This window comes from Caldisphaera sp. (genome assembly GCF_049974385.1).
Taxonomy (GTDB): Archaea; Thermoproteota; Thermoprotei_A; order Sulfolobales; family Acidilobaceae; genus Caldisphaera.
This window is the reverse complement of record NZ_JBMFIW010000024.1, coordinates 1-23775: the sequence shown is the minus strand read 5'-3', so window position 1 is coordinate 23775 and position 23775 is coordinate 1. Positions and strand designations below refer to the sequence as shown.

The window sequence follows — 23775 nt, the reverse complement described above, 5'->3', positions numbered from 1 at the left end:
TAATATCACCATATGTTGATGATAGGGCATTAGAAGATATAAATAGGTTTGGAATTATATTATATAAAGAAACGTAACAATTTGAATCTCCGACTTTTAAAACGGGAGAAAATCTTAAGAAAATTGCATTATAGCTCAATCATTTAAATTTTAAATTAAATTATTTCTTTCCTTCATTTTTGTTTTGAGTATCATCTTTTTGTTTTCTTAATGTCATAATTCTTTCGACAGATTCAATTATTTTTAATAAATCAATTATATCATTCATGTCGTCTTTATTTAGCATTTCTCTTATTTTTACAGAAACATAGTATTCAACAGACCTTAATGTTTCATCGATTTCTATATCCTTAATTTCTTCTTCGCTCTCAACAACATAGACTTTCCCATGGACTGGACATAATATATCTCCTTTTTTTGTTTTGAATAGAGGCAATCCGCATACAGGACAAGTTTTATCTAACATTGAAGCTCCTTGAGATAAAAGCGATGCCATCTTTTTTACAACTTCAGGATCATTTCTTAAATCTTGTTTATTATTCATTTCAATCCCTATTAATAATAATTTTTTTAAAAATAAAATATTCCTATGAAATCCTATTTATAATTATATATAAATAATTTATATGTAAGCTTTTATTTTTTCAGTTATAGTGTTTCTGGCGATGAAAATGAGTAATGCAAAAAAGTTAAATAATGCAATAGTGACGATAGCTATAGTTATTATTTTAATTACTTTCGGAGCTAGAGCCTCTAATAATATGATTGGTACAACTATGCCGCTGCTAGCTAAAGAATACTTTAATTATAATAATACTGAGATTGGACTACTAGCAACTGTTTTTATGGGATTCATGTTCATAATGAGTAACTTTATCAATACTAAAATAAAAAGTAAGACGAGAAGAAAACTTTTTATATTGTCAAGCATTGTATATACTATAACATTTTTATTATTCTATATTTCAAACAGCATTATGATATGGCCTGTCGCAGCACTATCAGGCTTTTCAATAGGCGCTTTAATGCCTAACTTAATTACTTCAGCAGGGCTTTTTGATGACAGAAAATTAAGAGAAAGAATGCTTGCAATTTATTCTCTTTCTTTAAGCACATCTCTATTAATTGGACCTGCAATAGAAAGTATAATACTAAGATATTATACAATACAACAATCTTTCCTATTTTTTGCAATAATTGCTAGTGTAGTCCCCATATTATCACCTTTTTTAAAGTTTCCAGAAACTGAACACGAATTAGGGTCAGATTCTTCTCTTAAAAATATTGTTAGAAATAATGGGTTTAAAGTTGCGCTCCTTAATAATTTAACTTATCAAGTTCCTTTCGCTTTTATTATTACGTTTGACGGCATATATGCTAAAACTGTATTTCATGCTAGTAACTCTATTGCTATATTGCTTTATTCATTATTTTTTATAACATCATTTTTTGGAAGATTATTCTTAGCTGCAAAACCGGTACCTAATATTAAGTTTTTGATAGATTTATCAGTACTCTTAACAATAATAGGACTCTTAGTTGCCTGGATTTCTCCCAATATTTATGTATTTATAATAGCTCTGTTAATTTTAGGAATACCTCATGGATTTACTTATACTTTAAGCATAGTAACATTATCAAGGACTTTCGATGTAAAGTTAAGAAATGCTGCTAATAGTTACTTTTTCTCTACAATGTCATTAATAGGAGCTATTCTTCCTTCTATGCTAGGAATTTTGGTTGATGTAACAAGTTTAAGATGGGGATTTGTTGCTATATTGCCAATAATTATTGCAGTATTTTATTTTACAGAAATGTATGCGCGACAAGTCAAAGAATTAAAAATGTACATATAATTTTTATGGTTTATTGAATAAAAATTCCTCCTCCGGCAGGTGGCACAATAGCTACTGTATCACCATCTTTTAATATTAGATTTAAGCCTTCATTAATATATCTGTATTCTCTTCCATTAACTAATATTGATAAATTATCCAATAGCTTTTCATTGTTTATTATTTGGTTTTTTATTTCGGGATGTTTATTGATAATATAATTTATTACATCGATTAGTTTTGGTTCAAAGTCAAAATCTACTATATTTTCAAAGTGTTTTGTAATTAAGTAAAGGGTTCCCAACATGAGAATTTTTATTTTCATTTTTAGACCCTTATAAAGCAAAATATGCTAAAGGGGAAAATATTATTTGATCATTTTCATTTAGTTTTGTATTCAGATTTTCAAAAAATTCAGCTCTTCTTCCATTTATTAATATCATGTTAGGATACTTGATATTATTATCATTTAATAGTTTTTCTTTAAATCCCTTTTTTATGTTTTTATCTATATAATCTATCAAATCAATCAACGTGAATTTATCTGGAATGTCCAAATTTAGTTCAAATTTACCAATATATTTATAATAGTCTAAAATGAATCTCACTTTTATTTTCACTTTTTCACCCATAAAAATAATTACCTATTTAAAAATTCCTCCAAATCTAGTTTCCTTATTATTTCTTCGGTTGGAATTCCGTTATCCCATTTTCTTAATTTATAGTATTCTGGCAAAAAGAAGTCAAGCCATTCTTTTCCTGTATGACCCTTGGCTGGTCCTTCTGGTAAAGATTCCTCCAAAAGCCTCTTAGGCAAGGTATCTTTATATTCTCCTTCTTTTACATCGAATAACCTCTCTGCATTATAAATTCTTTCACCAGTTGTCATAAGTTCATTTTCTGTCATATCTTCCCAGCCAGTTATTGCCTTTAAAACTTCTAAATAGTCTGATGGTCCTGTGCCAAAAACGTTGAACTTGCATATTACCAAGGAGTCAACTATTGCGAACCAATCTTGCTGTTCTTTTACTCCTTTTACTTTCTTTATATCTTTAGCTAATGGATCCCACTTTTCAGGAGAACCTATCAAATCAAAAGCTACGCTATAAGACCTTAAATGGCATCCTCCTCTATTAGCTGTTGCGTAGCTTAATGACATGCTATTTAACGCTCTCGGATCATAAGCGGGTAACTCTAAACCTTTTACATGTATTGCTACATCAGGTCTTCCAAAATGTTCAGCTAATCTCTTAGCTCCTTCCGCAACCAAATCTCCTATCTTATTTCTATATGCTGCAAGATAGATTAATTGTATTATTGCATCCTTATTTCCCCAACTTGGTTCAATACCGCTCATATTAATCAATTCAATAAGTTCTTTTTCTTTATCTTTATCTAACTTACCTTGCTTAGCTAATTCATATAATTCCATAAGTGTTGAAACAGTGTTTCCAAAACTTATTGTATCAAAACCCATATCATTTTCCAAGTAATTCATTTTTATAATTGATGATATATCGTCAATTAGAAGATTAGCGCCATGTGCCCAAGTACTTTCATATTCAGGCCCTTCTGATATAGGTGTCTTATAAGGACCTTCAGGAACTTCTGTTACTCTTGAACATTGGATTGTGCACCCCCAACAACCTTTTCTCGTTTTTAAATAAGATTCTGCTAAGTGCTCCCCACTTATGTCAAATGCTTTGTCATAAATTCCATGAGTCCAATTTTTTGTTGGCAAGCCTCCAAGAGCATTTGTCATGTTCATTAAAACTAAAGTACCTAATTGTGTTAATGCTTGTGAAACAGGATTTCCCATAATTTTATCTGTTAATTTTTTAGCTTCACTAATGAATTTTTTGGAATCGTACATTTCTTTTAATAAATTTCTCTTACCATAAACCCAAATAGCTTTTAATTTCTTGTCTCCAAGTACTGCCCCTAATCCAGTTCTTCCAGCCGCTCTATATCTATCATTCATTATAGCAGCTATCTTCGATTTATTTTCGCCCGCCGGTCCAATTGATAATATGCTACCTATAGTTTCGCTAGAAATTTTTACTTTTTCTCTTATTATTTTCTCTGTATGATGTACACCTTTCCCCCATAAGCTTGACGCATCATTAAATTTAATATCGCCATCTTCAATTCTAAGCCATATTGGGTAATCGCTTTTACCTTCAATTATTAATCCATCAAAACCTGAAAATCTTAGCCATGGACCAAAGTCTCCACCACTATTAGCATCACCTAAAAAACCTGTAAGCGGACTTTTTCCTACTACATGATATCTACCAGTTTCAAATGCTCCTGTACCGGTGAAGGGCCCAGTTAATATATAAATTTTATTTTCTTTATCAAAAGGGTCTATACCTTTTGGTATTTCTTTTAATGCTAAATATGTACCAAGTCCTCTACCTCCAATAAATTTTCTTAATAATTTATCATCAATTTTTACTTCTTTCCAATTATGATCTGATAAGTTAATTCTAGCTAACTTGAATTCCAAGAACCTCACCGTTTATCTATATAATGGTGTTCCGAGTTTATATATCTATGTGTACAATACAAAAAAGTTTATAAGAAAAACTTTTTTACTACTATCAGTAGTAAAAAATAGGGTGAAATTGTTGTCAGATCTGATAAAAACAATTGATAATATGAAATGGAATAGAACAGTTTCATTGACATTTCTTTCTTTGGCAATTGGGTTCTTTATGTGGGGCATAATTACAACAATAGGTATATTAACTTATCCTGCCTACAATAATATATATTATTTAATTTATGTTTCAGCAGTGCCATTAATAGGTGATTTGCTACTATCAAGGTTATCTGATATTTCTCTAGGAAGAAAAACAACATTTTTCATTACTATGTTTTTATACTCTTTAGGATCTATAATTTTTATAATTAATTCTGCCTTTTTAAATGAAAACATCTACATAACTTTGTTTGCATATACTATTGCCACTATAGGAGTTGAGGGAGAAGTACCTGTTGCTTTGTCATTAATTGCGGAACTTTTTCCTCTTAGATATAGAGAAAAGATGTTAATTATTCTGCCCAACTTTGATAATATAGGAGCTGCGATAGCAGCATTAATTGCATTTTTAACATACTACATGAGCTCATCCTTTGTGGTACAAGAAATTTCAATGGGTATTGTTGCATTAATAGGTGCAATAGTTGCAATAATAGTAAGGCTAACATTACCAGAATCGATTAGATGGCTGGTTGTGAAAGGTAATATAAATAAGGCTAAAAATGAAATAAATAAGATAAAAACAGACAATACATATATGGAAAGTGCATCAACAAATGATATATCAAAAACAGTAGGATTAGGATATAGGTATGCCTTCTTAGCATTAATAGGACTTTCGCAATATTTAACCTATGGACTTATGGCTTATATTATCGCAGATTATTATTTCAAAGGTTTAAACTTAATTCTTGTTGTATTTTATGCCAACCTTGGGGCTTCAATCGCCGGTTTAATTGCTATGCTAATAGTTGATAGGCTAGGTTCAAGAAGATTCGCTCTTCTATCATATTTTGGTGGTTTTTTAACTATGATTCCAATAATGTTTTTCGTTGTTATGTTTAATAAGTATGTTACAATGTTTTATGTATTGTTATTTTTAAATATGATGTTCAGTGAGTTAGGATGGGCTGTAAGAACTGTTTATGAGCCAACATTAATGCCTACAGCGTCCAGAGCCTTTATGATAGGTCTTGTTAGATTGCCAATAATAGTTGCTTATACTCTTTCAATTTACTTAACATCGTCATTTAGCGAACTAAGTTTTATAGTTTATAATATGATTTTGTGGGGGATAGGAGCTTTATCTTCAGGTATTTGGTATATAAAAGGTTTTGATACAAATAAAGTACCTCTAGAAAAAATTACTGGAGAAGAGAAAGTTTTAATAAAAGAAACCCAATGATTAAGTGATAAAAATTTTATTTTGCAAAGGTTTTTATTTAATTATTCGAACTTTATTTCAGATCTCATATAAGATTTTCTAGCAATGTAAATTAGTAGTAATGAAAGTGATGCAAGAAATATCATTTCATATAAATCAATTATTTTTACTTTGTTAAGAAATCCATCTCTCATTACATTTGCTATATAAGTTAAAGGATTTACATAGAATAAGTATAACAATGGTCTCGGTAATGAAATAGCAGGATAAAACACTGTTGATGCAAAATTTATAAAGAATATTATCAATATTTGTATACTATTATATGCATTTTGAGATTTAATATAGGAAGCCAAAATAAGCATTAAAGATCCGAATAGCAAAGATCCAATGATTAATGTTAGTATCATTATTAGAACTCCTATTGTTGTAAAGTCAAGACCAGGTATCAATAAATATGAAATTACTAGCAATATCGCATTTCCCATAATCGCAAAAACCACCGAGCTCAATATGAGACCCAATAGATAATCAGTTCTTGTAAAAGGCATTGCTAAAATTTGAGCTAATGAGCCCCATCTCCTATCAAACCATAGCATTGAGCCCGAAGCCGTTCCAGCTATAAGCGTTTCATAGGCCAACATTCCAGGTGCTAAGAATTTTGCATAATTTACATAAGATAAACCTAGAGAAGATAGCATAGATCCATAACCATAGCTAAAAAATACTAAAAACATAGTGGGCATTCCAACCAATATAAGCCATGTGCCTGGATCACTATTAACTATTAAATTTCTTAAGATTAATCTAACTACCTTAGGATATGCCATTTTCTTCACCTATGACATTTAAAAATACGTCTTCCAAAGTCTTATCTCTAATATTAAGCCACTCTATTTTTCCATTAGATTGTTTGATTTTATCAATTACCATTTCTACAGTATCATAGGGGTTTTCTGTTAATATAATCAATTTATCATCAACTATTTTAATATTATCATGATTAATATTTAGTTTTTCTTTTATATCATTTAAATTTATATTTTTTATTTTGAATTCTACAGCTCTTTTTCCGCCATATTTAATTTTTAAATTATCTAATGTATCTATAGCAACTATTTTTCCTTTATCTATTACTGCAATTCTATCGCATAAATACTCTGCTTCCTCTAACATGTGAGTCGTGAATACAATTGTCAATCCTTTGTTAACCATCTTTTTTATATAGTTAAGTAAATTCCTTCTCATTATAACATCTAATCCAACCGTAGGTTCATCTAAAAACAGTATGTCCATATCATGCATAAATTCTCTTGCAATTTGTAGCCTTCTTCTTTCGCCACCTGATAAATCTATTGCATCCTTCTTTCTGAGATTTTTTAGATCAAAAATTTCCAAAAGTTCCTCAATTTTTTCTTTTCTCGTTTTTTTATTTAATCCCCATAACATGCCATATATATCTAAGTTCTTTTCAACCGTAGTAAATTCAATACTAGGTAATTGTTGTACTAATCCAATTCTACTTCTAATTTTTAACCCATCCTTTCTAACATCGTATCCTAAAATGTTAACTTTTCCTGAAGTCGGCAAAATTAAAGTTGTTAGTATTTTTATTGTAGTGGTTTTTCCAGCTCCATTTCTTCCAAGTAAACCAAAAACTTCACCTTTTTTAACCTCAAATGAAATACCTTCTAAAACATATTTTTTATTATCATAAGTGTGCTTTAAATTTTCTACTTCTACAACATTTTGTTGCATAGTTTGACACCTTTTGTAATTTAGTCCTTGTTTTTATTAGCTAATATTTCGTTTACTTCAATTATAATTTTTACAATATCATTTACGACACTTTCTAACCATTGTTTTCCTTTTTCTTTATCTGCTTTAGTTGGTCCACCTAATACAGCATCTGGATATAAATAATTTTCAATAATTGGAGATTGGATAGACACTTTAGGCAACCATTTTGGTATGTAATCCTTTGCCTTATCAATATCTACATCCTCTTCTTCTAAATACAACATTGCACTTGTTTCGTCGTCTCCTGCATGACCTGGTTGTGTAAATAATTTTTGTCTTGTTTCTTTACCAACATCTTTCCACCAATCAATTATTATGTAAGTTGCATTCATTTCATAAGCTGCATCTTTTGCAGCTATATTTAATAGGCTAGTATTTCCGCCATGACCATTTATAATTACTATCAATTTATATCCATTTCTTGCGATTTCTTTTAGTACGTTATATACATATAATCTAAACGCATTGCTCTCTATATTAATGGTTCCTGGGAATTTTGATAGGTATATTGAAGAACCATACCATATAGTCGGAAATAAATGACCTTTTACTTTTTTTGCTACCTCCTCAGCTACGAATTGAGCTTCTACGGCATCTGTACCTAATGGTAGATGATCTCCATGTCTTTCAACAGAACCTATAGGAATAATAGCTATATGCTTTTCAATATTATCAAATTTATGACCGTTAAGTTTCCATACATATTCCATTGTTTCTCCCATGTATATTTTACATTTTGAGCTATTAACCTTAACAACAATTTAAATTATTTATACATAATATAGTTATTTGCAATTTGTATATAAATTATATATAATTTTGAAAAATGAATTTTAAAATAAATTGATAAATCATACTTGGTGAAAGCTATGGATGGAAAATTAATAGGAGTAACTGCTGTGGCTATAGTATTTCTTATAGCTGCAGCATCATTGGGATATATGTATAGCTCCGTAACATCATCATATAACTCTTTGAAAAGCAAATATAATATTATCAATCAAAACCTAACTCAAACAAAAAATGAAATTAATTCTTTATCAGGAGAGTTGAGCTCTCTAAATTCATCATATAATAACTTGCATAATGAATTCTTATCTCTAAATTCATCATATACATCTCTAAATTCAGCATATAAACAAGTTATATCTCAGTATAATAATCAGCAGCCTAATGTAGTTCTTTCTTTAGCTATGAGCCACTGGAATGATATAGCAATAGAGAATGCATCATTAGTTATTCAGCAATATGCTCCAAATGCAGTTCTTCATTGGATAGGTGGACCACTAACGGGTAATTATACTGGTATACAGCAAATCAATGCAACGTGGAGTAAATTTAACAGTTTATATGAATATGTAGTTTGGTATTCATTAGTCCCTCCAACAGTAGTCGTCCATGGAACTAGTGCAATGGTGTATGCTCCCCTTCAATTTGTCGTATTTCCATTCCCAACATCAAGTAATCCAACACCTCATGAATTAGTATTAAACGTTACAGAAGAACTTTATTATAGCTATAATTCATCAATAACTAATTGGCAGCTAAGTAATGAATATTGGATAGTACACCCAATACCAATAAGTGATGTTGCACCTGGTTATACTGGATCAGTATATAATGCGACATCATAAATCGTTAATAAAATTTTTATTTTTCTTTTTTATAGGTTGATAGCGGTGCAAAATAATATATGCAATTTAAAAGTGAAGATCACCTTTTTTGGTGGATATTTGTTGGATCTAAGGGAGGTAAGATGAGATTGAAAATTATAAAATTAATTATGGATCAAGGTCCTTTAAATGCAAATCAATTATCAAAAATTTTAAACGTCAATTATAGAACTATTATGCATCATCTCAATGTATTAACAGAAAATAACTTAATTATTTCTGAAGGTCCAAGATATGGGCAAATTTATTCAGCTTCTAAATTTTTGATACAAAATAAATCACTCTTAAATAAGATTATATGTGAAACTGGTGAAATAAAATGTTAAAGCCATTGTCTTTTTGGAGTTTTGAAATAGCAATAGCATTGATAAGTATTGTATTTACTTATTATATATTTTCATTTTATTATAAAAATTCGAAAAATATGAAATCACAATTTTTATCAAAACTTGCTTTATTTAGTGGTATATTTTTTGTTCAAACAATATTTACTGCGATTTCATCAATATTTTTGTCCATGAAATATAACGAAACCGTAGCAATACCAATGCTTATTATTAGTTCACTGGAATTAATCGGTTTCGTAGTACTGTTTAAATTAGTTAGATACTGAATTTTCTGTATTCACTGAAGAGTAATAAAGTTTAATTTAAGGATTCATTGTTTCATTATTGATTCAGCATAAAACTTTGGTTTGATATTGTGTGAGAGGTCTTAAATATTTTAGGTTATATAAAGCATTTAGACTATGAAATTTTAAAATATCGTGAAAATAAGATAGGGTCTCTAAATAGCAATTAAGGATTCGTACTATATATAATACATGTCTCTGAGTCCTTAGGGATTGCTAAAAATATGCGTTTAAATTTAAAATAGTGTAGCTAAGCTAAGACTAGCTTACATTTTAAACATGGATAAATGAAGAAGTGTATAAGCAAGGCCAAAAGTTGTATAATTACTAAAACACGATGGTAAATCACAAACCAATAAATGCTTTCTGATAATTTAATATATTATTCTTGGCAATACTTTTTACCTACTGATAGCCTAATTCACTGTGGTGGGAAAATGGTAGCATATAAAGACCTTGTTAGTCACTTTTCATGGAATGAAGCATATAGTTTTCTAGGAATGAATGAATACAGAAGCATGAATATTTATGATATAGTTGCAAACAAAGTAAAAGAAATTGACGAATTAGCCGCTTTAAGAGTGAATTCTAATTGGGAAAAACATACTATGACATGGTCAGAGCTCTTAGATAAATCTTCTAGGCTTGCTAATTATATGAAAGCTTTAGGGATAAATAAAGGTGATGTTATACCGGTATTGGCATCAAAAAAGTTAGAGCAGCTAATAATTATGCTAGCAGTTTGGAAACTAGGAGCTATTTATCAGCCTCTTTTTACTGCATTCGGACCAAAGGCAATAGAAATAAGAACTGGGGATATAAAGCCGAAATTAATTTTTGTTCAAAATGATCAATGCGATAAAATTAAGGAAGTAAAAACTGCACCTAATAATATTATTAGTTTTCCAGACAAGTGTCCAAATACAATTGGATTTGATGATACGCTATCTGGTGAAAAATTAAACACATCAAGTCCTCAAGGAATGAATGATCAGATAATACTTCTATATACAAGTGGAACAACTGGTCTACCTAAAGGTGCTATGATAAACAAGAGGCTTTTATTAAATACTTATCTTTATATGAAATATGGGATAGGTCTAAGCGAGAATGACAGATTTTTCAATGGAGCTGATTCAGGATGGGCTTACGGCTTATATTATGGACCATTAGGATCAATGTTATTTGGAAAAACAACATATATTTTTGATGCCCCATTTAATCCGGAAACTTTTCTTAAATTTTTAGAAGAATTTAAGATAACAAATTTTGCTTTTGCTCCTACAGCTTATAGGATGATTATGGGCTCTATTAAAGATCCTAAGAAATATGATTTAAAATTGAGCAAGGTCAGCTCAGCTGGAGAACCCCTTAATCCTGAAGTTATAAGATGGTTTATGAAAAATTTTGGTATCCCTATTAAGGATCATTATGGGCAAACAGAGGTTGGTATGGTCATATACAACGGCTGGGGTTATGATGCTGAACTGAAAATAGGAAGTGCTGGATTACCCGCGCCCGGCTATGAAGTCAAAGTGATTGGAGAAAATAATGAGGGAATAATAGCAGTTAATTCGCGTAGCGAAGGATTTCAATTTATGGGCTATCTTAATGCACCAGAAAAAACAAAGAAATCATTTATTGATGATTATTATTTAACCGGAGATGAAGCAAAAATAGACTCCGATGGTTATTTTTGGTTTGTTGGAAGAGTTGATGATGTAGTAAAAGTCTCAGGTTACAGGGTTGGACCTTTTGAGGTTGAAAGCGTTTTGATAGAACATCCAGCCGTATTGGAGTCTGCTGTCGTTGGAATAGAAGATAAGACTAGAGGACATATTTTAAGGGCGTATGTTGTTTTGAAAAAAGGATACAAACAGACCGATGAATTAAAAACAGAATTGATAAATTTTGTGAAAACTAAATATTCAAAACATGTCCATTTAGAAGATATAGAGTTTGTTGAGACTCTTCCCAAAACTGAAAGCGGGAAAATACAAAGATTTAAACTAAAAGATATAGACAAGGGAAAAGAAGAATTTAAAAAGAATTTATAAAAAAGAAACATTTATTTTTTGTAATATCGTATTTACTTCTTCTATTCATTGAATATTGTATTTTTAACTTTGTAGGAATTAAGAATTAGGATTCTTTTCCTTAAGGTAGGATATAGCTTATTTTTAGATAATGTTTTTACCATTGCTTGAAACAGTGATAATTTGATTGTGGTTGATAGAACTAAGTTATATTTCAAAACTTAAGAAATTAAAGTCTTTGAAGTAACATCTGTTAATTCTCTTCTCAAAACATTACAAATCTGTTTCATAGATTGATATGTTCTATTGGTGAAAAGAGATCAAAATTGGCCATAGAATTGAGATCCTTAATAATAAGTTGGAAATGATCTAAGAAAGATTAAAGTCTATTATCATTAACTATAATATATTAAATAGCCTATTAATGATTTAAATGTTGAATAAAATGCTTTCATATTAGCCTTTAGTTTACCACCAATTCTTGGATTGCTTCTTCTTGGCGGAGGCGAGTATATTATTTGACAAATCTTACATCTTTTTTTATTTAAAAATAATAAAAATTCTAAACCAAAGGTTTCACCTAATTTTGGATTGAAGTCTTTTAAACAGTCCTTAGAATAAACTCTAAAATTTGAATAAATATCATCTACATTTAAGATTTTTTTAAATATTTTTGTTGAAATTTTTTCTGAAATTCTAGGCAAATTATTTCTCGACGCAATTAATACGCCGCACTTATTATTGATAAACTCATTAATCATTGTAGGTATCAATTCTGGAGGATTTTCAAGATCAGCATCAATAGTAACCATAATGTTGCTAACTGAATTCAACATACCATACCAAAGTCCAATAGTTTGACCTTCCCTTTTCTTTATAATTGTCTTATCAGAAAGTCTTTTAGCAATTTTTGCAGTATTATCGCTTGAAGAATCATCTACAACTATTATATATGAATTTAAATTTAGAGATCTTATTTTCTTAATTAATTTACCAATATATTCTTCTTCATTATATGTCGTTGTTATTACAGAAACTTTGGTAAGCTCCATGTTTAATTCCCCCATTAAAATTTATTTTTATCTCATCTTTATATTAATATGGTGGTATAAATAAAGTATAACAATGAAAATAATAACCAAGACTATGAATTAGAAAGAGCTTTGATTCTAATATTATCTATAAATATAATGGGATTTGCAGTCTATTATTACCTTACTATGGTTCCATATAGTTATTTTGGCTCTTATAAGGGCTGGCCTATTTATATACAATCTCCTCCTTTATGGATGCTCATTACATATTTATTTCTGGTTATAATTTCAATAATTGCAGTTTTTATAAGTACTAATGCTTATGTAAAAAAAAATTAAACTAATTCAATTGCTAACTCTATTTGCAATTGTATCTTTAGTTTTAACAATAGGAATATTGTATATGTCCTCATTTAAGATAATCTATACTTTGGTTGGAGGATATTCAGATTCTTACATAATTCAGATTAGTGCAGCGAAGACACTTCTTAAATTTCAAAATCCTTATTCGTCAAGTTATTTGCAATACTTAATTCTTAAAGAATCTTATCCTTATTACACATATATTTTTAAATATCCTTATGGTTATGCTAATAACAAAATAATTGGCTTTGCATCATCTTATGATTACCTTGGATTTGCTATGATTTATTACATACCAAAAGTTATATTTAACATACCAAAAAGCCTTTATGACGCCATAATATATGCCTCAGCCTTGCTTTTAGTTTATAGAAAAATGAAAGAGCCATATAAAAGTCTATTTCCTTTAATTTTAGCAAGTGCTTCATTTATTTTCATTGGAGAACCAGTATTATTTAGTCCAATAGTAGGTTGGATAGCTCTTGTTATGGTAGCTATAGCTTATAGTGACCATCCATTGCTATCAGGTTTTTTGTTCGGATTAGCAGTATCATATAGAGAAACTGCGGGCGTTTTCTTTATATTTTATTTAGTAGCATTATATTACGAAAAATACAACATAAAAAAAATATTTTATGGATTTTTAATATCGGTACTATTAGTTAATTTACCCTTTCTCATACTTAGCCCTAATGAATTTGTAAAAGGAGCATTATTACCTTTAACCTTTAATTTAATGCCAATAGGTGCAGGTTTATCAACATTAACACAATATGGAATTTACTTACCTAAGATTTTTTATACAGTTCTATTTTTAAGTATTATAGGAATTGGATTATTGGTCTATGCTAAATATTACTCAAAACTAAAATATGCAGGTTTAGTTTTACCTGCTATAGCTTTTTTATTTTATTACAGACCTATGCCATTTTATTATATGTGGTTCCCTCTTTTCGCTTTAATAGCATACTCAACTTCAATAAATGGAAAAAAATTGACAAAAAATGTAAAATATAAAATCGATATTAATTGGTTTATAATGACTTATGAACTATTAATTACGTCATTAATTTTGTTTTTAACAAGATATGTATCCAATATTTCAAGTATTATATTGATTAGTGGGTTTATTGGCTTGGCTTCTATATCAGTAGTATCTTATCTATTTGAAGTTAGTAATCTAGAGCAATACTATAGACCTAAATACATTACATATATTATTTTAGCATCATTAATTATAGTAGGAGCATTTTCATCAATGTTTACTCCACAGTTATCAATATATATATCTTCAAAAGCATATCAATCATCTCAAAATTTGATTATAGAATTAGCATCATTAAATATAATCAAATTCCACAATCCTTATAATGTAAATTACTATTATGATATTTTAAAAAATCCATCGTTCGGTTATTTATCTGAAACAATTCCATACAATAACACTCTAATAAACATAACTAAAATCGATCCTCAAAAGGATTTTTCTATGTATTTTAATTTTAAAACAAGATCCTGGAATAACATTACGGTTTACAATTTTTTGCCAGGACTAGCACTATTATATATACCAGCAAATCTCCTTTCATTAACTCCTTACACATATTCTAGCATAATATATGCGATAACTTTTTCACTATTAGGGTATTTTATTTATAAGCATAAAGAAATTAATTTATTTTTAATATCGATTTTAATGGGATTCTTCATTGCTATATTATACTTTTCATTTAATGCAATGTTGACTTTAATTCTATCGTTTTTAATTCTATCGTTATTACTAGCGAAATACAGTCCAATGTTGTCGGGTATATTTTTTAGTTTATCGATTCTAACTTATCCTGATTTGTTACTATCAATGCCATTTTACGTTATATTTATTTATTATAATTATAGATTAAAATTTAAAAAATTTTTTATATCATTTTTGATAACTTCTTTATCAATAATATTTGCATTTTATTTGACATCTAATAATTTTATTTATTACTCTTTTATGCAGCTAATTTATTATACAAAATCAGATATCAATTTAGGATTATTGCTTAATTTAAATACTCAGATTTTATTAATTATAGGTATTATAGTAACAATAGTATTATCAATCTATTATTATAATAATTTTAACAGACTAAAAGAATTTGGCCTTTTACTTCCTATATTTGTTACTTTATTGCTGCCCTCTTTATCTTTAGGATTAGTAGCAATATTTGTTATCATAGCTTTTATATCGCATTTTTTAGTAGAACAAAAATCTGAGATATATCAAACGAAATACATGTTATAAATATATGATTAATGCTTTCTAATGAATTAGGATCTTATAAATGGTTCAATTCCTAAATACCTACTTGATGGCCCTAATTGATCTTCTATTTCTATTAATCTATTATATTTGGATAACCTTTCGCTTCTAGCTGGCGCTCCAGTTTTAATTATGCCTGAGCCTATGGCAACAGCTAAGTCTGCGATAAATGAATCTTCAGTATCTCCGCTTCTATGACTAATTACTGGTATTATACCGTTTTCTTTAGCAATTCTAACATAATCTAACGTTTCAGTTAGTGTTCCTACCTGATTTACTTTAACCAAGGCTCCATTAGTTGCCTTCATTTCTATTCCTTTTGTTAAATATTTTGTATTAGTTGCGTAGAGATCATCTCCTACTATTAAAACTTTATTACCTATCTTGTTTGTAATATTGTGGAAAGAATCAAACTCTTCTTCGTAAAATGGATCTTCAAGATATATTATATTGAACTCTTTCACTAAAGACACATAATAATCAAGTAATTCATCTGAAGTAAATTCTTTTCCATCTACCCTATATAATTTTTTATTAATGTCATAAAACTCAGAAGGGGCTGCATCCATGCCTAAATGAAAATCGTTACCTAGATCATAACCGGATCTTTTAATAGCCGTTTCTATTAAATCAAAGGCTTCCCTTGATTCATTTAGTGGAGGCGCATATCCACCTTCGTCCCCCACATTAGTAGCTGATTTTCCATATTTTTCACTTATTACATTTTTTAAAGTTTTATAAACTTCTACAGATATCCTCATAGCTTCTACAAAAGATTTAGCCCCAGTAGGTATAAGAATAAATTCCTGAAATGCCAAATTATTTCCAGCATGAACTCCTCCATTTATTATATTAAGGATTGGAGTGGGCAAAATCCTTGAACCTGGGCCACCTAAGTATTCGTAGAGTTCTAACCCTGATGTACTTGATGCCGCCTTTGCAACTGCCACACTTATTGCAGTTGTCGTATTACCTCCTAATGATGATTTGTTTTTTGTACCATCAAGAACTATGAGAAGCGAATCTATTAATGATTGATTTCTAGAATCTAAATTAATTAATTTTTGAGCAATTTCTCCATTAAGCTTTGATAAAGCAATATTAACGCCTAGCCCATTCCATTTGCTTCCTCCATCTCTTAACTCTATTGCCTCTTTTGAGCTTTTGCTGGCACCACTTGGAGCAATTCCTATACCTAAACCTTTTCTTGTCTTTACAATTGCCTTTATTGTAGGATTACCTCTTGAATCTAAAGCTAAAACACCTTTTACTTCATTAATTAAAAAATCATTTTCCATATTTTCACCAGATATACTGGCTGCAAATGAGTTTAATAAATATTCTTTTACTAGCTTATATGAATTTTATCTAAAAATTCTTATCAATAACTATATAGTTTATAAAAATTATTATACTGTACTTTATAATAAAATGTTTGTAAAATATTTAATTGAATTACTATAATTATTTGATTTGATAAAAGCTGAATGCAATAAAAATTAAAAATTGGTGATAAAATGAAAAGATCAAGTGGGGTACTGCTACCCGTTTTTTCGCTCCCTGGGGAACTAGGGATAGGCGATCTAGGAATATCAGCTTATGAATTTATAGATTTTTTGAAACAATCCGGACAAAGCTTTTGGGAGGTCTTACCAATAAATCCAGTGGATCCACTTTATGATAATTCTCCATATAGCCCATTATCGTCATTTGCAGGAAATACTTTATTTATAAATGTATCATTACTAAAAGAACACGTTTTCTTTGAAAATATTTCAAAATCAAGCAATTTAATAAATTATGATGATGTTAAAAAAATGAAATATCACTACTTTATGGATGTTTATAGATCATTTAAAAAAGAGGATGATTATTATAAATTTATTGAAGAGAACAAGGATTGGATATACGATTATGCCTTATTTATATCAATAAGGAATTATATTGGGAAAAGATTATACGATTGGCCTTATGAAATAAAGACAAGAAATAAAGACAAACTAAAATATTATCAAGAAAAATTAAAAAAAGAAATTGATTTCCAAATTTTTCTACAATATATTTTTTACAAGCAATGGTATAATCTAAAAAAATATGCAAATAAAAAAGGTATAAAAATAATAGGAGATTTACCGATTTACGTCAACTATGATTCAGCTGATGTTTGGTCTCATCCAGAATATTTCATGCTAGATGAAAAATTAAATCCATTATTTGTTTCTGGAGTTCCTCCAGACTTCTTTAGTAAAACGGGTCAACTCTGGGGTAATCCAATATTTAATTGGGATAAAATAAAGGAAGAAAATTTCAGATGGTGGATAGATAGATTTATCCATACTAAGAAGTTATATGATGTTATTAGATTGGATCATTTTAGAGGATATGTAGCTTATTGGGAAGTACCTTTTGGAGAAGAAACGGCGATCAATGGAAAATGGGTTAAAGGGCCTGGAGAAGAATTATTTAAGGAATTATTGAAAAAAATTAATGATCCCAATATAATAGCCGAAGATCTTGGCCTAATTACGCCCGATGTAATAGAATTAAGGGATCGATTCAATTTTCCTGGTATGAAAGTTCTTCAATTTGCCTTTGATGGAAATCCAAGTAATGATTATAAACCACATAACTATAATAATAAGAATTGCATAGTATTTACAGGGACTCATGATAACAATACAACAATAGGGTGGTTTCAAGAGTCAGGAAAAAAACAGAAAATGGACTTTATAAAATATATCGGTGGGAATTTATCAGAAAAAATTAATTGGGCTTTCATAAGGCTGGCAATGAGCTCTATATGTGATGTTTCTATAATTCCTATGCAAGATGTTTTAGGATTGGGTAAAGAGTCCAGAATAAATACTCCTGGAACTATAGGGAAAAATTGGAAATGGAAATTATCTTCTAATTATTATAGCAAGAGCATATCCAAAAGATTATTAGAATATACTGAAACATATGGGAGAATTTAAAATATTTTCTTTACTGATAGTTATTATAAACTCATGATAAATGAAAGGTAGGCCGATCTTTTAGAGTGTGAAGGAGGTCAAAATGACTCAATTCTATGATAAATTTGGTATCCTTTATCAGTAAAGCAGTTTTATCAAGGAGGAAATTTTGTTATGTATTAAGAAGAGAAGCACAGAAGGTATATTATAAGACTTTAATTCCTTAAGTTTCAGAATACAACTTAGTTTAATCCTTTATTATATGATAATCTCTATTTTAGAATATAAAAACATTTCTATGAATCATAAATATCATATTTTGCAACAAGAATTCACTGCCTTGGCTTCTATAAAATTAAATTTTCAATTGAGAATCAAATTAAAAATTAGTTAAAGTTTATCGTGTTTTGAAATCTCATGAACTTAGCTCATAATAAAAAATCAAATATGCTATATTGAGATAACGATAAATCTAATACCTTATAAATCCTCTGTGATAACTGTTATAGCGGTGAAGCTGTTTGCCAAAAAAGAAAGCAGAGGATCCATTCAAGTGCCCAAGATGTGGTAATAGAGTCAGTGAACCAGAAAAAACGTGGACGGTTGTATCCCCTATTCCTGATAAATATGGGAGGGTTTCTATAACAATTATGGGTTCATTCAAGTGCCCAAATTGTGGATATTCATGGAAATCTGTGATTAAAAAGATGAAAAGCGGTGAAGGCGAAGAAGAACAGCTCCCAGCTAATAATGAACCAGGAGAAACTATTGAAATAGATTTATCAGATCTTGATAAAATAGATGAAAATAGTCCTCCTGAGTGATTTTGATAAATTAAAGAAAAATCTTATCTTTTTAAGTCTATACAGACTTTTAAGGTCTGTTGTAAAAATAAATTAGATAATGCAGAACATGAAATGGGATATACTTTTCTAGAAAGCCAGATATCATCTACTACTTAAAAATTAAAAAACGTTGAGATTTCTCCCCTTAGATCAAATTTAATTATGAGTATTTGAAGTTTTACTCGATTTAAGGTAGGAATAAGAGTAGTTCTTATTAAAGGTTATTTCCTTTAATACACCAAGAACACTTGCCCTTCAAAACACAAAAGAGGTCATATGATTATATTTAAGGCATGCTAAGACTTTATAATTTTGTAATAAATTTTAAGTATTTGATTTGATAAATTAAAAGCAAATATATAGCCATAATTAATATAATAATATAATTATTTTTAAATTTTATAATAATAAAAGAAATAGTTTTTATCTATTAAATTAAAATTTAGATAAAATCTCCGCTATATCGATTAACTTTACATTACTTGGTTTTACTCTACTCAAGTTTGCTTTGCAAATTGGGCACATGGTAATAATAAAATTTGATTCTGAAATAAGTTGATTCATCCTCATTTTAGCAATATCAATTGAAAATTTAGGAGAAAAAGATTCTAAAGGCCCGCCACAACAAAAAGTGTTTTTGCCTGATCTTTTAGCTTCATTAATTTTTATTCCCATAGATTTAAGAAGTTTTCTGGGTTGATCTATTATATTTTCATATCTTGAATAATAGCACGGATCATGTATTGTAACAATTAAATTACCTAGTTTTTCTGCATTTATATTAGCTTTATCTAGTAATTCTAAATAATTTATAACTTCTATATCAAATTTATCTACATATCTTGGATAACCTTCTCTCAAGACATGTGTTGTATGTGGATCTACAGTTATTACCCTCCTAACATTTTTTAATTTAAATTTCTCAAAAACTCTGTGGGCATGTATTGAAAAATAGTCATCCATACCAAAATCGTAAAGCAAAACACCACTGTAAATATCGTCTTCATATAGATAAGAAATACCTTTAACATGATTTTGTAAAATTTTTGCTATATTTTTTAGAATTAACTCACTTTCATTTATTTCTTTAATATTAGGTTTAATTATTGAGGATAAATAATAAGGTGAAATACTAACGATTTTTTTCACCAGATTTATTAGCGAGTTGCCAGCTGGCAATTCTGAAATTAATTCCAAATATTTTACTGTATAATTGATATAAGGGATTAGCTGATATAGAGCTCCAGTGTAGATATATGTATCTCCATTGCTTGGTAACTTTAAGGGTTCAGCCCATTTAAATAAAGCATCTTTATTCACTGGAACTGGATATCCAGTTTTTAATGTTATCTCGGCTAGCAAATCCATTATATCTTTGGCATCCATATAATCACCTTTCCCTTATTATAATTTTCTTTTTAATGCTTTGTTTGTTATAATTATTGATAATAGCCCTCACTTCTCTTACTGCTCTACCAATATCTATTTTAGCAGGGCACACCAAATTGCACGCATTACATAAAAGACATGAATATATGCTTGATAGTACTTCTTCTGTTATTGTATTGTTTTTTAAAATTTCTTTAATTAAATTAACCCTACCTCTAGGTCCGTAACCCCTATGCGGACCTAGACTTATTGTTGGACAAACAGACTCACAAAAACCACAATACATGCATCTATTTACTTCATCAAACAGCATTACATCGTTTATCAATTAAAGCACCTTTCCAGGATTTAAAATGCCTTTTGGATCAAAAATTGATTTAATCGATTTCATTATACTCAGTTCCTTTGATGAATTATAGTAATTCATTTCCATAACTAAACCTTCTTTCTTTAAAATTCCTATCCCATGCTCAGCACTAATGCTTCCATTAAGTTCTAGAGCAATTTTCATAACTTCATTATACCATTTGATAACTTTATCTTTTGTGCTTTCATCGATTGGATCATATACTACACTCGGGTGTATATTACCATCTCCTATATGGCCTCCTATGCTCACTTGCAATCCATATTTAATTCCTAAGTCTCTTACCTTATTAACAGCTTCTATGATTTTAGAAGGAGGCACTACAATATCTTCTATAAATACTTGCAATTTTTTGTTTGCACCATATATAGCTTGTCCCATAGAAACTTGAGCAGCGAACAAATTCCTTCTAATCTTGAATAAACCCATTTCTTCGGCTTCTTCTTGATTCAATGAAGTGATAATTTTATTCGCATTATGTTTGCTTAACTTGTTTTCTAAAAATTTCTTAATTTTATCTGTTGACTCTTTTGTTGTATCTATGCTAATAAGAAGCATGTTTCCTTCTGGTGTGAAATTCAATTCAATACTTTTAGATGCCATTTCTACTGTTTTGCTATCCATAAATTCTGCAATATAAGGCTGGATTCCACTTGATTTTATTTCAATAAATGCGTTAAGAAGGTCGCTTAAGTCATTAAATAATGCCAAAGAAGTCACTATGCTTTCAGGTATTGGTGTTAGCCTTAATACTGCCTCCGTTACTAATGCTAATGTACCCTCGCTACCAATTATAAGTCTTGTTAAATCATATCCCTTCCTACATTTAACTGTTTTGCACCCAACGAAAAGAGTAGTACCGTTTTCATCAGCTAATACTATTTGTAGTCCGTTTACCCAATCTTTCATAGTTCCATATTTTGCTCCTTTAAGTCCTCCTGCACCATTATTAATTGCTCCTCCTATTGTAGCTACGGATTGGCTAGCAGGATCAATAGGAAACATATATCCGCTTTTTTCTAAATTTATGTTTAATTCATCTATTCTGATTCCTGGTTCAACTATAGCTATGCTATCTGTTATATTTAATTCTTTGATTTTATTCATTCTTTCAAAGCTTACTATTACCCCTTCTTTTAAAGGGGCAGCATTTCCTGATAAACTGCTTGAACTTCCCTGGGCATAAATAGGAACTTCATATTTATATGCAAGGCTTAGAATTTTTGATACATCATCATTATTTTCAGGAAATACAACAGTTTTAGCTTTTCCTTCTATGCCAGAAGGTTCTCTTGAATAAAGCTTTAATATGATATCGTCCATTAAAATTTTATTGCTGTTAATCGATGATTCAAGTTCATTTATAAAGTTTTTAATATTTCCTTCGCTCATTCTCTCCCTTGATTATAAAACAAAATAAAAATTAATATGTATTTATTAATTATACGTATAGTCTTAAAAAATCATATACAAGTTTTGTATTTTTCTTTATTTAATGGTATAAAGCCTTGTTTATCATAAAAGTTGTCTGCAATATCGTTTCCTGCAGGATAAATTGCCGTAATAATACCTGCACCTTTTAATTTTGCATATTCAATAGCTTTTTGCAAAAGAGTTACACCCAATTTTTTCCTTCTATATATCGGCTTTACATAGAAATCTGTTATTTCAGCTTTAATCCTAGGCTCATAGAAGAGTCTATCTATTATAATAAATCTTATGATTCCTGCAATTGTTTTATCAATTTCGTCTTCGGCGACTAATAAAACAACTTTATCGTTGTTTATGGATTCTTTAACATAGTTGGTAACAACGTCATATATATTATTAACCACTTTAAAGTTAGCGTCCAATTCTTCATTTACACTTTTTAATCTCACAATCAATTCTACGACTTGATTTAAATCATTTTCATTAATTTCCCTGATATTAATTCTTTCAATTGACATGCTCACACCTCTTTAATATATGTTGTTGAATAAGGTCTAAAACCTAATTTTTTATATAAATCTGTTGCTATCCAATTTTGGACTGGGAACTCAACAGCTATGTACTTTATCCCACTTTTTGAAATTTCTTCTGATAGTTTTTGTATTAACATACTTGCAATGCCTGTTCTTCTCATCTGAGGCTTTACATAAAGTTCTTTTATTATTTCTATTTTGTTATTTATGAGCAATGGATTTTCATTTGTAACAGATTTAATATACCCAGATAAAACATTATCATAATCTGCTACAAATACGTTAATATTGGTATTATTTATCATACTTTCAGCTATTTTAGTTGCGATTTCTTTTGCATTGGATACAATAGCCCAAGACGAATCGAATTCTTCATTAAACGCATAAAATCTATATACAAGTTCTGATAATGGTAAGATATCATTTTTTGTTGGTCTTCTGATAACTATACCTGTGTCATACATTTTAATCGCCTCAATCCCTATAATCTATCGAAGGTTTAGGAATATATTCTCTTTCCCACAGCAATTTAATTTTTTCTCTAGTATTTGAAATAATTTTTCTAGCTTTGTCGAGTTCTTCTTTGTATGTTGTTGTTTTCCTAGCAAATCCCTGCTCAACAGCTTTAACAGCAACAGCAGCAGCAACCC

The 23775-nt window shown here is 29.3% G+C and carries 23 protein-coding genes; 9 read left to right on the top strand and 14 right to left on the bottom strand.

Going from position 1 to position 23775, the window contains the following annotated elements; translation table 11 throughout:
* Nucleotides 1-160: 160 nt before the first annotated feature.
* Nucleotides 161-544, bottom strand: coding sequence for an Sjogren's syndrome/scleroderma autoantigen 1 family protein (locus ACP5GV_RS06745; protein ID WP_428069996.1), 384 nt, complete (start codon nucleotides 542-544; stop codon nucleotides 161-163).
* 127 nt (nucleotides 545-671) lie between these two features.
* On the opposite strand from ACP5GV_RS06745, the gene ACP5GV_RS06740 reads away from it, so the two are divergent.
* Nucleotides 672-1856 carry an MFS transporter gene (locus ACP5GV_RS06740; protein ID WP_428069994.1) on the top strand — a complete coding sequence of 395 codons (1185 nt, stop codon included), beginning with the start codon at nucleotides 672-674 and terminating at the stop codon, nucleotides 1854-1856.
* A 10-nt stretch (nucleotides 1857-1866) separates the two neighbouring features.
* Here ACP5GV_RS06740 and ACP5GV_RS06735 read toward each other — a convergent pair whose 3' ends face one another.
* The 3 genes from ACP5GV_RS06735 to ACP5GV_RS06725 are packed head-to-tail and all read right to left on the bottom strand — an operon-like array spanning nucleotide 1867 to nucleotide 4353.
* A complete protein-coding gene (locus ACP5GV_RS06735) occupies nucleotides 1867-2160 on the bottom strand; it encodes a MoaD/ThiS family protein (protein ID WP_428069992.1) in 294 nt (97 codons plus the stop codon).
* A gap of 10 nt (nucleotides 2161-2170) precedes the next feature.
* Nucleotides 2171-2455 carry a MoaD/ThiS family protein gene (locus tag ACP5GV_RS06730; RefSeq protein ID WP_428069990.1) on the bottom strand — a complete coding sequence of 95 codons (285 nt, stop codon included), beginning with the start codon at nucleotides 2453-2455 and terminating at the stop codon, nucleotides 2171-2173.
* A 20-nt stretch (nucleotides 2456-2475) separates the two neighbouring features.
* Complete coding sequence (locus ACP5GV_RS06725) at nucleotides 2476-4353, bottom strand: aldehyde ferredoxin oxidoreductase family protein (protein ID WP_428102993.1); 1878 nt, start codon at nucleotides 4351-4353, stop codon at nucleotides 2476-2478.
* 103 nt (nucleotides 4354-4456) lie between these two features.
* On the opposite strand from ACP5GV_RS06725, the gene ACP5GV_RS06720 reads away from it, so the two are divergent.
* Nucleotides 4457-5785 (top strand): MFS transporter, encoded by a 1329-nt coding sequence (locus ACP5GV_RS06720; RefSeq protein ID WP_428069988.1) that lies wholly within the window; start codon nucleotides 4457-4459, stop codon nucleotides 5783-5785.
* Between the two features lie 41 nt (nucleotides 5786-5826).
* Here the strand turns inward: ACP5GV_RS06720 and ACP5GV_RS06715 are convergent, their stop codons facing one another.
* From ACP5GV_RS06715 to ACP5GV_RS06705, 3 genes are read right to left on the bottom strand one after another with little or no spacing between them, the layout of a single operon-like run.
* Nucleotides 5827-6594: an ABC transporter permease gene (locus ACP5GV_RS06715; protein ID WP_428069987.1), complete on the bottom strand. Its 768-nt coding sequence runs from the start codon at nucleotides 6592-6594 to the stop codon at nucleotides 5827-5829.
* Nucleotides 6581-7522, bottom strand: coding sequence for an ABC transporter ATP-binding protein (locus tag ACP5GV_RS06710; protein WP_428102991.1), 942 nt, complete (start codon nucleotides 7520-7522; stop codon nucleotides 6581-6583). Before ACP5GV_RS06710 ends, ACP5GV_RS06715 begins: the two co-directional genes overlap by 14 nt.
* A gap of 20 nt (nucleotides 7523-7542) precedes the next feature.
* A complete protein-coding gene (locus ACP5GV_RS06705) occupies nucleotides 7543-8286 on the bottom strand; it encodes a creatininase family protein (RefSeq protein WP_428102989.1) in 744 nt (247 codons plus the stop codon).
* Nucleotides 8287-8433: 147 nt separating this feature from the next.
* Here ACP5GV_RS06705 and ACP5GV_RS06700 point away from each other — a divergent pair, with 147 nt between their 5' ends.
* From ACP5GV_RS06700 to ACP5GV_RS06685, 4 genes are all read left to right on the top strand, one after another.
* A complete protein-coding gene (locus ACP5GV_RS06700; RefSeq protein ID WP_428102986.1) occupies nucleotides 8434-9198 on the top strand; it encodes a hypothetical protein in 765 nt (254 codons plus the stop codon).
* A gap of 59 nt (nucleotides 9199-9257) precedes the next feature.
* Entirely contained in the window at nucleotides 9258-9563 is a 306-nt protein-coding gene (locus tag ACP5GV_RS06695) for a winged helix-turn-helix domain-containing protein (RefSeq protein ID WP_428102984.1), read from the top strand.
* On the top strand, nucleotides 9557-9850 hold the full coding sequence (locus ACP5GV_RS06690) for a hypothetical protein (protein WP_428090460.1): 294 nt from the start codon (nucleotides 9557-9559) through the stop codon (nucleotides 9848-9850). Before ACP5GV_RS06695 ends, ACP5GV_RS06690 begins: the two co-directional genes overlap by 7 nt.
* Nucleotides 9851-10305: 455 nt before the next feature.
* The gene (locus ACP5GV_RS06685) at nucleotides 10306-11925 is read left to right on the top strand and encodes an acyl-CoA synthetase (RefSeq protein ID WP_428102982.1); all 1620 of its coding nucleotides are present in this window, start codon (nucleotides 10306-10308) and stop codon (nucleotides 11923-11925) included.
* Between the two features lie 374 nt (nucleotides 11926-12299).
* On the opposite strand, the gene ACP5GV_RS06680 is transcribed toward ACP5GV_RS06685, so the two are convergent.
* Nucleotides 12300-12956, bottom strand: a complete 657-nt coding sequence (locus tag ACP5GV_RS06680; protein WP_428102980.1) for a glycosyltransferase family 2 protein — start codon at nucleotides 12954-12956, stop codon at nucleotides 12300-12302.
* A gap of 385 nt (nucleotides 12957-13341) precedes the next feature.
* On the opposite strand from ACP5GV_RS06680, the gene ACP5GV_RS06675 reads away from it, so the two are divergent.
* Nucleotides 13342-15588 (top strand): hypothetical protein, encoded by a 2247-nt coding sequence (locus ACP5GV_RS06675; RefSeq protein ID WP_428102978.1) that lies wholly within the window; start codon nucleotides 13342-13344, stop codon nucleotides 15586-15588.
* A gap of 26 nt (nucleotides 15589-15614) precedes the next feature.
* Here the strand turns inward: ACP5GV_RS06675 and eno are convergent, their stop codons facing one another.
* Nucleotides 15615-16904, bottom strand: a complete 1290-nt coding sequence (eno, locus tag ACP5GV_RS06670) for a phosphopyruvate hydratase (protein WP_428102975.1) — start codon at nucleotides 16902-16904, stop codon at nucleotides 15615-15617.
* 219 nt (nucleotides 16905-17123) lie between these two features.
* Here eno and malQ point away from each other — a divergent pair, with 219 nt between their 5' ends.
* Both malQ and ACP5GV_RS06660 read left to right on the top strand, forming a co-directional pair.
* Nucleotides 17124-18581 carry a 4-alpha-glucanotransferase gene (gene malQ, locus ACP5GV_RS06665; protein ID WP_428102972.1) on the top strand — a complete coding sequence of 486 codons (1458 nt, stop codon included), beginning with the start codon at nucleotides 17124-17126 and terminating at the stop codon, nucleotides 18579-18581.
* Nucleotides 18582-19081: 500 nt separating this feature from the next.
* Nucleotides 19082-19384 (top strand): chromatin protein Cren7, encoded by a 303-nt coding sequence (locus ACP5GV_RS06660; protein ID WP_292320864.1) that lies wholly within the window; start codon nucleotides 19082-19084, stop codon nucleotides 19382-19384.
* Between the two features lie 456 nt (nucleotides 19385-19840).
* Here the strand turns inward: ACP5GV_RS06660 and ACP5GV_RS06655 are convergent, their stop codons facing one another.
* From ACP5GV_RS06655 to ACP5GV_RS06635, 5 genes are all read right to left on the bottom strand, one after another.
* A complete protein-coding gene (locus tag ACP5GV_RS06655; RefSeq protein ID WP_428069849.1) occupies nucleotides 19841-20791 on the bottom strand; it encodes a (Fe-S)-binding protein in 951 nt (316 codons plus the stop codon).
* A gap of 4 nt (nucleotides 20792-20795) precedes the next feature.
* On the bottom strand, nucleotides 20796-21122 hold the full coding sequence (locus ACP5GV_RS06650) for a 4Fe-4S dicluster domain-containing protein (protein WP_428102970.1): 327 nt from the start codon (nucleotides 21120-21122) through the stop codon (nucleotides 20796-20798).
* The gene (locus ACP5GV_RS06645) at nucleotides 21123-22553 is read right to left on the bottom strand and encodes an FAD-binding oxidoreductase (protein WP_428102967.1); all 1431 of its coding nucleotides are present in this window, start codon (nucleotides 22551-22553) and stop codon (nucleotides 21123-21125) included.
* A 71-nt stretch (nucleotides 22554-22624) separates the two neighbouring features.
* On the bottom strand, nucleotides 22625-23110 hold the full coding sequence (locus tag ACP5GV_RS06640) for a GNAT family N-acetyltransferase (RefSeq protein WP_292320871.1): 486 nt from the start codon (nucleotides 23108-23110) through the stop codon (nucleotides 22625-22627).
* Nucleotides 23111-23112: 2 nt separating this feature from the next.
* Nucleotides 23113-23589 carry a GNAT family N-acetyltransferase gene (locus ACP5GV_RS06635; protein WP_292320873.1) on the bottom strand — a complete coding sequence of 159 codons (477 nt, stop codon included), beginning with the start codon at nucleotides 23587-23589 and terminating at the stop codon, nucleotides 23113-23115.
* Nucleotides 23590-23775: the final 186 nt, after the last annotated feature.